General features: G+C 37.3%; 11 protein-coding genes, 2 tRNA genes, 1 riboswitch and 1 other annotated feature. Of the genes, 12 read left to right on the forward strand and 1 reads right to left on the reverse strand.

Annotated elements, in window-relative coordinates:
* Positions 1-122: 122 nt before the first annotated feature.
* The gene (gene gyrA, locus HS848_RS10185) at positions 123-2807 is read left to right on the forward strand and encodes a DNA gyrase subunit A (RefSeq protein WP_198612237.1); all 2685 of its coding nucleotides are present in this window, start codon (positions 123-125) and stop codon (positions 2805-2807) included.
* Between the two features lie 62 nt (positions 2808-2869).
* Here the strand turns inward: gyrA and HS848_RS10190 are convergent, their stop codons facing one another.
* The gene (locus HS848_RS10190; RefSeq protein ID WP_107507659.1) at positions 2870-3682 is read right to left on the reverse strand and encodes an NAD(P)H-hydrate dehydratase; all 813 of its coding nucleotides are present in this window, start codon (positions 3680-3682) and stop codon (positions 2870-2872) included.
* 276 nt (positions 3683-3958) lie between these two features.
* Positions 3959-4165, forward strand: a binding site (T-box leader).
* Positions 4166-4244: 79 nt separating this feature from the next.
* On the opposite strand from HS848_RS10190, the gene serS reads away from it, so the two are divergent.
* The 11 genes from serS to HS848_RS10245 all read left to right on the forward strand — a co-directional run bounded on the left by serS (position 4245) and on the right by HS848_RS10245 (position 15378).
* Positions 4245-5531, forward strand: a complete 1287-nt coding sequence (gene serS, locus HS848_RS10195) for a serine--tRNA ligase (protein ID WP_107507658.1) — start codon at positions 4245-4247, stop codon at positions 5529-5531.
* Positions 5532-5891: 360 nt separating this feature from the next.
* Complete coding sequence (locus HS848_RS10200; protein WP_198612238.1) at positions 5892-6587, forward strand: AzlC family ABC transporter permease; 696 nt, start codon at positions 5892-5894, stop codon at positions 6585-6587.
* On the forward strand, positions 6584-6913 hold the full coding sequence (locus HS848_RS10205; protein WP_198612239.1) for an AzlD domain-containing protein: 330 nt from the start codon (positions 6584-6586) through the stop codon (positions 6911-6913). The genes HS848_RS10200 and HS848_RS10205 overlap by 4 nt, the downstream gene beginning before the upstream one ends.
* Positions 6914-7011: 98 nt before the next feature.
* Positions 7012-7110, forward strand: a riboswitch (SAM riboswitch).
* A gap of 66 nt (positions 7111-7176) precedes the next feature.
* The gene (metX, locus tag HS848_RS10210; RefSeq protein ID WP_198612240.1) at positions 7177-8145 is read left to right on the forward strand and encodes a homoserine O-acetyltransferase MetX; all 969 of its coding nucleotides are present in this window, start codon (positions 7177-7179) and stop codon (positions 8143-8145) included.
* 121 nt (positions 8146-8266) lie between these two features.
* A complete protein-coding gene (locus HS848_RS10215; RefSeq protein WP_198612241.1) occupies positions 8267-9193 on the forward strand; it encodes a YybS family protein in 927 nt (308 codons plus the stop codon).
* Positions 9194-9220: 27 nt separating this feature from the next.
* Positions 9221-11188 (forward strand): DHH family phosphoesterase, encoded by a 1968-nt coding sequence (locus tag HS848_RS10220; protein WP_198612242.1) that lies wholly within the window; start codon positions 9221-9223, stop codon positions 11186-11188.
* Positions 11185-11631 (forward strand): 50S ribosomal protein L9, encoded by a 447-nt coding sequence (rplI, locus tag HS848_RS10225; protein ID WP_103166471.1) that lies wholly within the window; start codon positions 11185-11187, stop codon positions 11629-11631. The genes HS848_RS10220 and rplI overlap by 4 nt, the downstream gene beginning before the upstream one ends.
* Positions 11632-11694: 63 nt before the next feature.
* Positions 11695-13089 carry a replicative DNA helicase gene (gene dnaB / locus HS848_RS10230; protein WP_103166470.1) on the forward strand — a complete coding sequence of 465 codons (1395 nt, stop codon included), beginning with the start codon at positions 11695-11697 and terminating at the stop codon, positions 13087-13089.
* 275 nt (positions 13090-13364) lie between these two features.
* Positions 13365-14648 (forward strand): adenylosuccinate synthase, encoded by a 1284-nt coding sequence (locus tag HS848_RS10235; protein WP_198612243.1) that lies wholly within the window; start codon positions 13365-13367, stop codon positions 14646-14648.
* Positions 14649-15223: 575 nt separating this feature from the next.
* Positions 15224-15298, forward strand: a tRNA-Glu gene (locus tag HS848_RS10240).
* A gap of 7 nt (positions 15299-15305) precedes the next feature.
* Positions 15306-15378, forward strand: a tRNA-Asp gene (locus tag HS848_RS10245).
* Positions 15379-15734 lie beyond the last annotated feature (356 nt).

Genomic DNA, 15734 nt, shown 5'->3' on the forward strand with positions numbered 1-15734 from the left:
GTTGAATCTTAATCGTTTAAGCTCTGAGCTAATCAATAATGATTCAACCTCACTCTATATACAACTGTTACGACAGTCTTACTAAGTTATGAATGAACTGATTACAGAAGGAGGATATCTTGATGGCTGACTTACCTCAATCAAGAATTAATGAACGAAATATAACCAGCGAAATGCGCGAATCATTCTTAGACTATGCAATGAGCGTTATCGTTTCACGTGCCTTACCAGATGTACGTGATGGTTTAAAACCTGTACACCGTCGTATTTTATACGGTTTAAATGAACAGGGCATGACACCTGACAAACCTTATAAAAAATCGGCACGTATCGTCGGGGACGTAATGGGTAAATATCACCCGCATGGTGACTCTTCAATTTATGACGCCATGGTTAGAATGGCTCAAACATTCAGCTATCGTTATCCGCTTATCGACGGGCAAGGTAACTTTGGTTCTATGGATGGCGATGGCGCTGCTGCCATGCGTTATACCGAAGCGAAAATGACTAAGATTACCTTGGAACTTTTACGTGATATTAATAAAGATACAATCGATTTCTTAGATAACTACGATGGTACAGAAAGAGAGCCGGAAGTCTTACCTGCTCGTTTCCCTAACCTTCTAGTGAATGGTGCATCAGGTATTGCGGTAGGTATGGCTACTAATATTCCTCCTCATAACTTAACTGAAGTCATCGATGGCGTTTTACGTTTAAGTAAAAATCCAGACGTTACTATTGCAGAACTTATGGAAGATATTCAGGGGCCTGATTTTCCAACGGCGGGCTTAATCCTAGGGAAAAGTGGTATCCGAAGAGCATTTGAAACTGGACGTGGGTCTGTTCAAATGCGTGCACGTGCGGAAATTGAAGAACGTGGTGGCGGACGTCAACGTATCGTCGTAACTGAAATTCCATATCAAGTTAATAAAGCACGTATGATTGAGAAAATCGCTGAACTTGTACGTGAGAAGAAAATTGAAGGTATTACAGACTTACGTGATGAAACAAGTTTACGTACAGGCGTAAGAGTCGTGATTGATGTACGTAAAGATGCGAATGCAAACGTTATTCTAAATAATTTATATAAACAAACACCATTACAAACGTCATTCGGTGTAAACATGATTGCGCTTGTAAATGGCCGACCTAAGTTAATCAACTTAAAAGATGCCCTAGTTGAATATTTAGAGCATCAAAAAGTTGTGGTACGTCGTCGTACGGAATATAACTTAAGAAAAGCGAAAGATCGCGCTCATATCTTAGAAGGTTTACGTATTGCGTTAGACCATATCGACCAAATCATCTCAACTATTCGTGAATCTGATACGGATAAAATTGCGATGGAAACGTTACAAGAACGTTTTAAACTTTCAGAACGCCAAGCACAAGCTATTCTTGATATGCGTTTAAGACGTTTAACAGGTTTAGAACGCGATAAGATTGAAGCGGAATATAATGATTTACTTAACTACATTTCTGAATTAGAAAAAATTCTCGCAGACGAGGAAGTCTTACTTCAATTAGTCCGTGACGAACTTACTGAAATTAAAGAACGTTATGGTGATGAACGTCGTACTGAAATCCAATTAGGTGGATTAGATGATATTGAAGATGAAGACTTAATTCCTGAAGAACAAATCGTTATTACATTAAGTCATAACAACTATATTAAACGTTTACCTGTATCTACATATCGCGCACAAAATCGTGGTGGTCGTGGCGTACAAGGTATGAATACTTTAGAAGAAGACTTCGTAAGTCAACTTGTAACGTTAAGTACACACGATAACGTCTTATTCTTTACGAATAAAGGTCGTGTCTACAAACTTAAAGGTTACGAAGTACCTGAACTTTCACGTCAATCTAAAGGTATACCAGTCATTAACGCGATCGAACTTGATACTGACGAAGTGATTAGTACGATGATTGCCGTTAGAAACCTTGAAGATGAAGATAGCTACTTAGTCTTCGCTACTAAACGAGGTATTGTGAAACGTTCTGCGTTAAGTAACTTCTCACACATCAATAAAAACGGTAAGATTGCGATTGGTTTCAAAGAAGATGATGAACTGATTGCCGTGCGACTTACTGATGGCCACCAAGATATCTTACTTGGTACATCACATGCGTCACTTATCCGATTCCCTGAAACGAAGTTACGTCCATTAGGCCGTACTGCAGCGGGTGTAAGAGGTATCTCATTACGTGATGAAGACGTGGTCGTTGGTTTAGACGTGGCTCATGCAGAGAGCGAAGATGAAGTTTTAGTAGTTACTGAAAATGGTTACGGTAAACGTACGCCAGTAAGTGAATATCGCTTATCTAACCGAGGCGGTAAAGGTATCAAGACTGCTAAAATTACAGAACGTAATGGTAATATTGTATGTATCACAACAGTAACTGGCGAAGAAGACTTGATGATTGTCACAAACGGTGGCGTAATTATACGACTTGATGTTGAAGATATTTCACAAAATGGTCGTGCAGCTCAAGGTGTACGTCTAATGAAATTAGGCGAAGAGCAATTTGTTTCTACAGTAGCGAAAGTAATTGATAAAACAGAAGATGCAGATGCTACTGAAGCGGCTCAAGCGGAAGATAATGCAAGCTTAGAAAGTACTGAAAGCCCTAGTGAACAAGTCGTTGAAGATGAGACACCAGGTAACGCATTGCATACCGAAGTAGAAGAAGCGGACACTACATCCGATGATGATGATGAACGTATTGAAGTAAGAGAAGACTTCATGGATCGTGTTAACGAAGATATAGAAAACGCTTCTGACGACGAAGATAATAATGAATAATTAATAACTAATAACAAATAAGACTACCCTGCTGAGGGTAGTCTTATTTTATATGCAAATCTTTATTTTTCTAATTCTTTCATCACGTATGGGATTTCACTTATTAAATGTGAAGGTGGAACAACATACATTGTTTCAGATAGTTTTTCTCCAATATAACTATGTGTATATGTCGCGCTAGTTACAGCGTCTTTTAAATTATCAAATTGACCAACGAAACTAGTAATCATTCCAGCTAATGTGTCGCCCATGCCACCTGTCGCCATTGCAGGTGTACCGATAGCAAGTTTGTACTCTTCGTCTTTAAAGAAGATTTCTGTACCGTGTTTTTTCAACACAACCGTTGCACCTAATTTATTCACAGCTTCTCTATTACGTTCATACGTTTGTTCTTCAATAGGAATACCGCTTAAACGTTCCCATTCTTTTTGATGTGGTGTGAAGATCACACGACATGTAGGAATATCAGGTTTCAATTTACTAAATATTGTAATTGCATCTCCATCAACAATTAAGTTTTGATGAGGCTGTATATTTTGAAGTAAAAATGTAATTGCATTATTACCTTTGAAATCGATACCGAGCCCTGGACCGATTAAAATACTATCTGTATTCTCAATCATTTTAGTTAACATCTTCGTATCATTAATATCAATAACCATGGCTTCCGGACAACGTGAATGAATCGCCGCATGATTAGTTGGATGTGTGGCCACTGTGATTAAGCCACTACCACTATATACACACGCACGCGCTGCTAACATAATGGCGCCCCCTAAATTGGCACTACCACCAATAAGCAAAATCTTGCCATAATCACCTTTATGCGTTTCATCATTTCTTTTAGGAATAGTAACTGAATTTAATGTTTCCATAAATAAACCTCCCTTATAAGGTGTGGAACCTTTCTACACTAAATAGATATAGCCTGAACTTTACAGTTGTAGCGAACAACTCAGACTTCTCTACGCCCTCGACTTTTAAATACAATAGAAAATATTATACCTGGATTCGACTTTCGTCAACACTATTTCAGGAATAATTTAAGTTCTAATTTTGTTGATAATGAAAACGTTTAAATTAATAATAATTTTTAATATTAACAATTGCTTGATAATTTCAAAAGACTTTGCTATATTAAAAATAACTTAATAAGTTATTGTTCGTAGGACAAGTAACATAATCGGTTAATTTCAGAGAGCTTGTGTTGAGTGTGAACAAGTAATTAACAGTTATGCGAATCTACCTACTATATGTGAACAATCGGTAAGAACCGTTATATTGGTAAAGTGCAATTTGGTGCATCTTATGTATCAAGTTGTTAAATAGGGTGGCAACGCGTAGACCACGTCCCTTGTAGGGGGACGTGGTCTTTTTTATATTTAAAAGTTGCCATTCTTAATAAACTTTTAAAAAAATGGGAAGGATGAAGTTAATATGTTAGACATCAGACAATTTAGAGAAGAACCTGATAAAGTTAAGAGCAAAATTGAATTACGTGGAGATGATCCAAAAGTAGTTGATGAGGTCTTAGAATTAGATAATCAACGTCGTCAACTCATTGGTAAAACTGAAGATATGAAAGCACGTCGTAACAAAGTAAGTGAAGAAATCGCTGAAAAGAAACGTAATAAAGAAAACGCTGATGACGTTATCAAAGAAATGCGTGAACTTGGTGACGAAATCAAAGAAAACGATGCTAAATTAAATGAAGTAGATAATAAAGTTAGAGATATCTTAATTCGTATTCCTAACTTAATCGCAGACGATGTGCCACAAGGTGCTTCAGACGAAGAGAACGTTGAAGTGAAAAAATGGGGTACACCTCGTGAATTCAACTTCGAACCAAAAGCACACTGGGATTTAGTTGAAGAATTAAAAATGGCTGACTTTGAACGTGCAGCAAAAGTATCAGGAGCACGTTTCGTATACTTAACTAGAGACGGTGCATTATTAGAACGTGCATTAATGAACTACATGCTTACTAAACATACAACACAACACGGTTACACTGAAATGTTTACACCACAATTAGTTAACGCTGATACTATGTTTGGTACAGGTCAATTACCTAAATTCGAAGAAGATTTATTCAAAGTTGAAAAAGAAGGTCTTTACACTATTCCAACTGCAGAAGTGCCATTAACAAACTTCTACAGAGACGAAATTATCCCACCAAATGTATTACCTGAAAAATTCACTGCACAAACTGCATGTTTCCGTAGTGAAGCGGGATCTGCTGGTAGAGATACAAGAGGTTTAATCCGTTTACACCAATTCGACAAAGTTGAAATGGTACGTATCGAAAAACCTGAAGATTCTTGGGATGCTTTAGAAGATATGACTAAAAATGCTGAAGCTATCTTAGAAGAATTAAAATTACCATATCGTCGTGTAATCTTATGTACAGGAGACATCGGCTTCAGTGCAAGTAAAACATACGACTTAGAAGTTTGGTTACCAAGCTATGACAACTACAAAGAAATTAGTTCTTGCTCAAACTGTACTGATTTCCAAGCGCGTCGTGCAAACATCCGCTTCAAACGTAATGCAGATGCTAAACCAGAATTAGCACACACATTAAACGGTAGTGGTCTTGCTGTTGGACGTACATTTGCCGCTGTCGTTGAGAACTATCAAAACGAAGACGGTTCAATCACAATTCCAGATGCATTAGTTCCATACATGGGTGGTAAAACTGAAATTCGTCCAGTAAACGGCTAAGTTATAACTCATACATTTAGCGTTGAGGCTATCTTAAATAGATAGTTTCAACGCTTTTTTAATTGTCATATCAACTCTATTTATATATAAGCATTTTTCAACGTAAAATCCTGCTTTTTCTTAATAAAGTAATAAAGTGAATAACGTCTTTTTAGACTACCTTATGTGGGGTAAGTGGAAATTTTAACCTAAAAATAGAGAACTCAAAAAACATTGATAAATCAATGTTTTAACACGTCTGTTAGTCTTACGTCACACAACCTGACGTCTAAGTGTGTTGCTACTCTTAAACTAGTGTATTAGACTAAATTTAATTATATATTTACTTGTGAAAACGAGTGGAACAAAGGGGGTAAAAGGATGACGTCACATGTGACATTTAAACAAGGGGTCAAGGAATGTATTCCTACGTTATTAGGATATATTGGAATTGGTTTGTCATTCGGAATCGTGGCGGCTTCACAACATTTCAGTATATTAGAAATCTTATTACTATGTTTACTAGTCTATGCTGGGGCAGCGCAATTTATCATCTGCGTACTTGTCATAGCAGGTACACCGACTTCGGCCATAGTATTAACCACTTTTATCGTCAATTCACGTTTTTTCCTATTATCAATGACATTAGCACCAAGTTATAGAAATTATAGCGTTTGGAACCGTATAGGCTTATCGTCAATCTTAACCGATGAAACATTTGGCGTAGCGGTTACACCTCATTTAAAAGGGGAGAAGATAAACGATCGTTGGTTACACGGTTTGAACTTAACTGCTTACATATTTTGGGCGCTTGCAAGTGTGGCCGGCGCAGTATTCGGTAAATATATCTCTAATCCAGAGATGTTGGGACTTGATTTCGCTATTACGGCGATGTTCATCTTTTTAGCAATGGCACAATTTGAGTCGATTACACGTTCAAAACTTAAAGTATATCTTGTATTAATTGCGAGTGTCATCGTAATGATGTTAATTCTAAGTTGGTTTATACCTTCATACGGCGCGATTCTTATCGCATCAATCTTTGCAGCAACATTAGGGGTGGTGATGGATAAATGACGACATCTTGGCATACGTTAATACTAATCGTTTTATGTGGGCTCGTAACGCTAATCGTCCGCGTTATCCCATTTCTTATGATTTCACGTATTCAACTTTCAGAAACGGTAATTAAGTGGTTATCATTTATACCCATTACCTTATTCACGGCACTCATCTTAGATGGCATTATCGTTCAACAAGATGGCGTACAAGGTTACACACTCAATATTCCGTTCATCATTGCAACGATCCCAATCATTTTCATTGCACTCATTACACGTAGCCTGACGATTACCATACTAGTAGGTATCGCACTCATTGCTGGTTTACGTTTTTTCTTTTAAAAGGCAGAACCCTACAGCTAGCTATTGAAGTTACAAATGTAATTAGATAAAATAAATTTAAGTAAAACAGTTACAAAGTGTAAAAACTAAACAATATAAACTTATTGAGAGAAGTGGAGGGACGCGGCCCTATGAAACTTCAGCAACCGGCATTTATGTACGGTGCTACAACCAACGAGATACTCGGATGATAAGTAATAAGCACATCGCTTCATACTTCTAAAGAGTATGGAGCGATTTTTTTATCCAAAGGAGGAAAGCGTATGACAAATTATACGGTAGACACATTAAACTTAGGACGATTTACAACAGAATCAGGTGAAATGATTGAGAATCTACAATTACGCTACGAACATGTAGGATACTCAGGTCAACCACTTGTAGTCGTCTGTCATGCGCTAACTGGTAATCATTTAACATATGGTACTGATGAACATCCTGGTTGGTGGCGTGAAATTATCGACGGTGGCTATATGCCTATCTACGATTATCAGTTCCTTACATTTAACGTTATTGGTAGCCCATTCGGCTCAAGCTCTCCCGTAACGGATACACATTTTCCCAAACAATTAACACTAAGAGATATTGCTAAGGCGATTGAAAAGGGCATTCAAGAACTCGGCTTCGAAAGAATTAATATCTTGATCGGTGGAAGTCTAGGTGGCATGCAGGTGATGGAATTACTCTATAATAACCAGTTCCAAGTCGATAAAGCAGTTATCCTAGCAGCCACTGATAAAACGTCCTCCTATAGCCGAGCATTTAATGAAATTGCACGTGAAGCCATTCATCTTGGAGGTAAAGAAGGACTAAGTATTGCACGTCAATTAGGCTTTCTAACGTACCGGTCGTCTAAAAGTTATGATCAACGCTTCTCTCCAGACGAGGTGGTTAGTTATCAACGTTATCAAGGCAATAAGTTTAAAGAAACGTATGATTTATCCTGTTACTTAACAATGTTGAATGTCTTAGATAGCCATAATATCGACCGTGGCCGTGTAGACGTAGACGAGGTCTTTCAATCTTTAGATACTAAAGTACTTACGATGGGCTTTACTGATGATTTATTGTATCCAGATGACCAAGTGAGAGCGGTAGGGGAGCGGTTTAAATATCATCGTCATTTCTTTGTGCCAGACAATGTAGGACATGACGGCTTCTTATTAAACTTTAATGATTGGGCACCGAACTTATATCATTTTCTAAAAGTAACGAATTTCAAACGAAAATAATGGAAGCGGATTACCGCAATAGTGCCACTAAACCAACGACTAATGAGTGTGCTAAGCACTATTTCTATACATTTGTTTTAATCTTGTATAGAGGTTAAAATAGAAGTTACAGTCAAAAAGTATGGGAGTGGCAAATGTGTTTTCAAAAGTACACCTTAAAGCGACGATTTTAGGAACAATTGCGCTCGTTATTGTTGCTTTAATCACGTATGTGTTACCGATACTTGGTTTGATACTATGTTTATTCGCCACAATTCCAGGGATTATTCTATGGAACAAATCCGTTCCATCATTTGGAGTTGCTGCGTTAGTCACAGTTATTTTAACCACTCTATTAGGTAATACATTTGTATTAAGTGCCATGATTTTAGTTTTACTACTTAGCTTTATTATTGGCCAATTATTAAAAGAACGTGCTTCTAAAGAACGCATCTTATATATAGCAACTACATATTTAAGTATATTTGCTTTAGTCGCATTAATGTTATTACAAGTATTCAAAAAAATACCAAGTGCAACAACACTTATTAAACCTTTCAAAGATGCAATGCATAGCGCCATTGTTACATCAGGCGTGGAGTATGATTATAAAACGCTATTAGAAGAAAGCTTCCGCCAAATGGCAGTACAACTTCCAAGTTTTATTATCATCGGAATTTTTATTCTTGTTTTAATTAGTTTAATTATTACATTTCCGATTGTACGTAAATTTAAAGTAGCTACACCGATTTTCAAACCTTTATTTGCTTGGCAAATGAATCGTTCATTATTATGGATTTACATGATTGTCTTGCTGTGCGTGATGTTCGCGACTCAGCCAAGTACTTTCCAAAGTATCGTGTTAAATTTTGAAGTTGTGTTATCATTATTGATGTATATTCAAGGATTGAGTTTAATTCATTTCTTTGGTAAAGCAAGACGTATGCCAGATGCTGTAACGATATTGTTAATGGTCGTGGGGACAATTTTAACGCCGGCAACACATATTGTTGCATTACTTGGGGTACTTGATTTAGGAATTAATTTAAAACGAATGATTAAAAAATGACTTTAAAAAGTGAATAGAGGTGGAAGAATGAACCGTCAATCCACAAAAAAGGCATTACTTATACCTTACATTTTGATGGTACTTACTGCGATAGCACTTGTCGTTGTATGGTTTATCTTTAAGCCATTGGTAGCTACGATTGCCGCTGCTATTCTAGTCGTGATGATTATTATTAGCATCGTGTTAGTAAGACAAGCATTATTAAAAATGGATAACTATGTGGATAACTTAAGTGGTCATGTCTCGGCTGGTAGCAATAAAGCAATCAAACGTCTGCCAATTGGTATGGTCGTACTTGATGCCGATGATCATATTGAATGGATCAACCAGTATATGTCTGAACACTTAGAAACGAACGTCATCTCAGAACCAGTTAATGAAGTGTTTCCGAATATTTTAAAGCAGCTTGAAAAGATTCAAGAAGTTGAAATCGAACATGGTCCATATCATTATCATGTACGTCATGCCGAGGAAGAAAATTGTTTATACTTCTTCGATATTACAAATGAAGTACAAACACACGCATTATATGAAGAATCGAAACCTATTATTGCAACCCTTTTCCTAGATAATTATGATGAGATTACGCAAAATATGAATGATACGCAACGCTCTGAAATCAACTCAATGGTGACACGAGTGATTAGTCGTTGGGCGTCAGAATATAATATTTACTTTAAGCGTTATAGCTCTGACCAATTCGTAGCGTATTTAAATCAAAAAATTCTAGCAGAAATTGAAGAGTCGAACTTTGAAATTCTCAGTCAGTTACGTGAGAAAAGTGTCGGCTACCGTGCCCAATTAACATTAAGTATTGGTGTCGGTGAAGGCACCGAGAACTTAATCGATCTTGGGGAATTATCACAATCCGGTCTTGATTTAGCGTTAGGTCGTGGTGGTGACCAAGTTGCCATCAAAAATATGAATGGTAACGTCCGCTTCTACGGCGGTAAGACTGACCCAATGGAGAAACGTACACGTGTAAGAGCACGAGTGATTTCTCACGCCTTGAAAGACATTTTAACTGAAGGCGATAAAGTAATTATTATGGGACACAAACGTCCTGACTTAGATGCGATAGGTGCCGCAATCGGGGTATCACGTTTCGCATTAATGAATAACTTAGAGGCGTATGTCGTTCTAAATGAAGAAGATATCGATCCAACATTACGTCGTGTGATGGATGAAATCGATAAGAAACCTGAGCTTAAAGAACGTTTCGTAACGTCTGACGAAGCTTGGGATATGATGACTTCTAAATCTACTATTGTCGTCGTAGATACGCATAAACCTGAGATGGTATTAGATGAAAATATTCTAAATAAAGCGAACCGTAAAGTGGTTATTGACCATCACAGACGTGGCGAAAGCTTTATTTCTAATCCTCTGTTGGTTTATATGGAACCATACGCAAGTTCAACAGCCGAACTTGTGACGGAACTCTTAGAGTATCAACCGACAGAACAACGTTTAACTCGTTTAGAATCAACGGTAATGTACGCAGGTATCATTGTCGATACACGTAACTTTACATTGCGTACAGGTTCAAGAACATTCGATGCGGCAAGTTATCTTCGTGCCCATGGTGCAGATACTATCTTGACGCAACACTTCTTGAAAGATGATGTCGATACGTACATTAATCGTTCTGAACTGATTAGAACGGTTGAAGTACAAGATGATGGTATTGCGATTGCCCATGGTTCTAATGACAAAATTTATCATCCCGTCACAGTTGCACAAGCAGCTGATGAGTTGTTAAGTTTAGAGGGTATAGAAGCATCATACGTGGTAGCTAAACGTGAGGATAACTTAATTGGTATCTCTGCCCGATCACTAGGTTCTATCAACGTTCAATTAACGATGGAAGCACTTGGTGGTGGTGGACACTTAACTAATGCTGCCACACAATTAAAAGGATTATCGATTGAAGAAGCAATCGAACAATTACAACAAGCAATTACAGAACAAAAGAGTAGGAGTGAAGACGCATGAAAGTAATTTTCACACAAGATGTTAAAGGTAAAGGTAAAAAAGGCGAAGTTAAAGATGTACCAGTAGGCTATGCTAATAACTTTTTAATTAAAAATAACTATGCTGTTGAAGCAACTCCTGGTAACTTAAAACAATTAGAACAACAAAATAAACGTGCCGAAGCGGATAGACAACAAGAAATTAATGAAGCGAAAGCACTTAAAGAAAAATTAGAAAATATCGAAGTAGAAGTAAGTGCGAAAACTGGTGAAGGTGGTAAATTGTTTGGTTCAGTAAGTACAAAACAAATTGCTGAAGCACTTAAATCTCAACACGATATTAAAATTGATAAACGTAAAATGGACTTACCTCAAGGTATCCATGCATTAGGTTATACTAATGTACCTGTAAAATTAGACAAAGAAGTCGAAGGTACAATTAGAGTTCATACAGTAGAAAAATAATACAATTAGCACTGGCATTTGGGTAAAATTTAGGATGGATTGGATTTAGAGGTGTAATGACGTATGGATAATATGTATGATCAAAGACAAATGCCCCATAACAATGAAGCTGAACAATCTGTCTTAGGTGCAATTATTATAGACCCGAACTTGATTAATACGACTCAGGAGGTATTACTTCCTGAGTCATTTTATAGAGGCGCCCACCAACATATCTTCCGAGCAATGATGAATTTAAGTGAAGATCAAGGTGAAATTGATGTTGTCACATTAATGGATCAATTGACGAAAGATGGTGCGTTGAGTGAAGCGGGCGGCCCCCAATATTTAGCGGAACTATCTAATAATGTGCCGACGACACGAAATATTCAGTATTATACAAATATCGTCGCTAACTTATCGTTAAAACGTAAATTAATACAAACTGCCGATAGTATTGCCAACGACGGTTATGACAATGAACTTGAATTAGATGCGATTTTAAGTGACGCTGAACGACGCATACTTGAGTTATCCTCTAATCGTCAAAGCGATGGCTTCAAGGATATTAGAGACGTCCTTGGACAAGTGTATGAGACAGCCGAAGAATTAGATCAAAATAGCGGACAAACGCCAGGTATTCCAACTGGTTATCGTGATTTAGACCAGATGACTGCGGGCTTTAACCGTAATGATTTAATTATTTTAGCTGCGCGTCCTTCTGTAGGTAAGACTGCCTTCGCTCTTAATATTGCCCAAAAAGTGGCAACACATGAAGGAAGTTACACGGTAGGTATATTCTCGCTTGAAATGGGTGCCGATCAACTAGCAACACGTATGATTTGTAGTTCCGGTAACGTTGATTCCAATCGCTTAAGAACAGGGACGATGACAGAAGAAGACTGGAATCGTTTTACGATAGCGGTAGGTAAACTATCTCGTACGAAGATATTTATCGATGATACGCCAGGTATTCGTATTACAGATTTACGTTCTAAGTGCCGTCGTTTAAAACAAGAACATGGCTTAGACATGATTGTGATTGACTATCTACAATTACTTCAAGGTAGTGGGTCACGCTTTTCAGATAACAGACAACAAGAGGTATCTGAAATTTCACGTACATTAAAAGCAATCGCCCGTGAATTAGAATGTCCTGTTATCGCATTGAGTCAGTTATCTCGTGGCGTGGAACAACGTCAAGATAAACGTCCAATGATGAGTGATATTCGTGAGTCTGGTTCGATTGAGCAAGATGCTGATATCGTCGCATTCTTATATCGTGATGATTATTATAATCGCGGCGAAGGTGAAGACGACGATGGCAATATGGAACCACAGTCTAACGATGAGAATGGTGAAATTGAAATTATCATCGCCAAGCAACGTAACGGTCCAACCGGCACCGTGAAACTACACTTTATGAAACAATATAATAAATTTACAGATATCGATTATGCACATGCCGATATGATGTAATTATTTTTACCGTACTTTAATCTTGTTTTTGTATTAAATGTACGGTTTTTATTTTGTTTTAGTTGAATTTATTTCCATTTAGTATGTGTCTTGGTTTTTATGGAAAAGTCTTTGAAATATTGATATGTAAGCGTTTATAGGCATTTGTGAAAGAAATTTATTTTCAAGAAGAAAAGGAAAATGTATAAATATTAATGTTCGATTTTTATTTGCATTATGCCAGATGGACTGATAGAATACTTATGGTTAATCGAGAAAACTTTGGAGGTGCTCACATGTCATCAATCGTAGTAGTTGGGACACAATGGGGAGACGAAGGTAAAGGTAAAATTACAGATTTCTTAGCGGAACAAGCGGATGTTATTGCACGTTTTTCAGGTGGTAATAACGCAGGACATACTATCCAGTTCGGTGGAGAAACTTATAAATTACACTTAGTACCATCAGGTATTTTTTATAAAGATAAATTAGCGGTGATTGGTAACGGCGTTGTTGTCGATCCAGTAGCGTTATTGAAAGAATTAGACGGCTTAAATGAACGTGGTATTTCTACAAGTAACTTACGCATTTCTAACCGTGCTCAAGTGATTCTTCCTTATCACTTAGCGCAAGATGAATATGAAGAACGTCGTCGTGGCGACAATAAAATTGGTACAACTAAAAAAGGTATCGGTCCAGCTTATGTAGATAAAGCGCAACGTATCGGTATCCGTATGGCTGATTTATTAGAAAAAGAAACATTTGAACGTCGCTTAAAAGAAAATATCGAAATTAAAGATGCATATTTCAAAGGTATGTTTAATGAATCATGCCCACGCTTTGATGAAATGTTTGACGAATACTATGCGGCAGGTCAACGCTTAAAAGAATTCGTGATGGATACAGCGAAAACATTAGACGACGCATTTGTTGCTGATGAAAAAGTATTATTCGAAGGCGCACAAGGCGTGATGTTAGATATCGACCACGGTACATATCCTTTCGTAACTTCAAGTAACCCTGTTGCTGGTAATGTAACAGTAGGTACTGGCGTAGGCCCAACATTCGTTTCTAAAGTAATCGGTGTATGTAAAGCTTATACATCTCGTGTAGGCGATGGCCCATTCCCAACTGAATTATTTGATGAAGATGGCCACCACATTAGAGAAGTTGGCCGTGAATACGGTACAACAACTGGACGTCCACGTCGTGTCGGCTGGTTCGACTCAGTCGTATTACGTCACTCTCGTCGTGTGAGCGGTATTACAGACCTATCTATTAACTCTATCGACGTGCTTACAGGTTTAGATACTGTGAAAATTTGTACAGCATACGAATTAGACGGCGAAGAAATTACTGAATATCCAGCTAACCTTGATCAATTACGTCGTTGTAAACCAATCTTCGAAGAGTTACCAGGATGGAAAGAAGATATTACAAGTTGCCGTACATTAGAAGAATTACCTGACAATGCACGTAGATATTTAGAACGTATTTCAGAATTATGTAATGTGAAGATTTCAATCTTCTCAGTAGGCCCAGACCGTGAACAAACAAACTTATTAGAACAATTATGGTAATAGATAAGAATTAAAATATCTCGTTTTAATTTCTTTATGAAAATGAAAATCCAGTTTGCGACATACCTTAATGTCCAAACTGGATTTTTTTATTTTGTGAGTAGTTGATTAAATGACTTGGTAATTGTTAATTAAATTTATCAATACAATAATCTACTTAGTAATCCATAATATGAAGTTATACAAGTATACGAAGTATTGAGGGCGAGACTCCTGGGGAAACAAGGTTAGCCAAAGTTTAAATACAACGTTTGGCAGTAGTTGACTGAGATGAAGATGCGTCAAAACCATACTTTCTTCCTCTCTAGTCAACCTTGCCGGGGCCGGACAACGAAATCTTCGAAGTACATTAGATTTCTGTCCGGCTCCCCCCGTAAAGCTTAGCCATTCAATACGAGGTATAAAATACAAAAGTGTAAAAAGGGGATAAATGAAAGAATTGTAACGCTTCAAAGCCTTGATATGACAAGTTTTATCCAATAAATTAAGAAATTATAAAAAAGATTAAAATTATGTAAAAAATGTCTTGTCTTCAAAATAAGGCCTGTGCTATAATCTATCTTGTGCTTAAGAATGGCTCCTTGGTCAAGCGGTTAAGACACCGCCCTTTCACGGCGGTAACACGGGTTCGAGTCCCGTAGGAGTCACCATTTTGTAGGTCTCGTAGTGTAGCGGTTAACACGCCTGCCTGTCACGCAGGAGATCGCGGGTTCGATTCCCGTCGAGACCGTATTGCTTATCCAATAGGATAGGCATTTTTTTATATCTTTTTATCTAGCTACTTTCACTTCACATTAATGTCCCGCCTCATCCTCCTTTTCAAAAATAAAATACTGCTCAATAAAAAGAATATCGCTCAAGATGCTTTGCGTTACAAGAATATGACGGCGCAATACAATTTTAATATTTCTATTTATATAAGAAGATAAATGTTGATATTTAAACGTTTGAAGTTATCACAATTTTGTAACAATGCTTGGAATAGGCGTCACTACGACTTTCGTCCCCTATTCAAGAGATTCAACATATTTGTAATATTATATTAGAGTGGTAAACTTTAAACTACTAATCTTCCGGATTATTTAT

Origin of the sequence: Staphylococcus caledonicus, from assembly GCF_016238465.1 — a bacterium.
GTDB lineage: Bacteria > Bacillota > Bacilli > Staphylococcales > Staphylococcaceae > Staphylococcus > Staphylococcus caledonicus.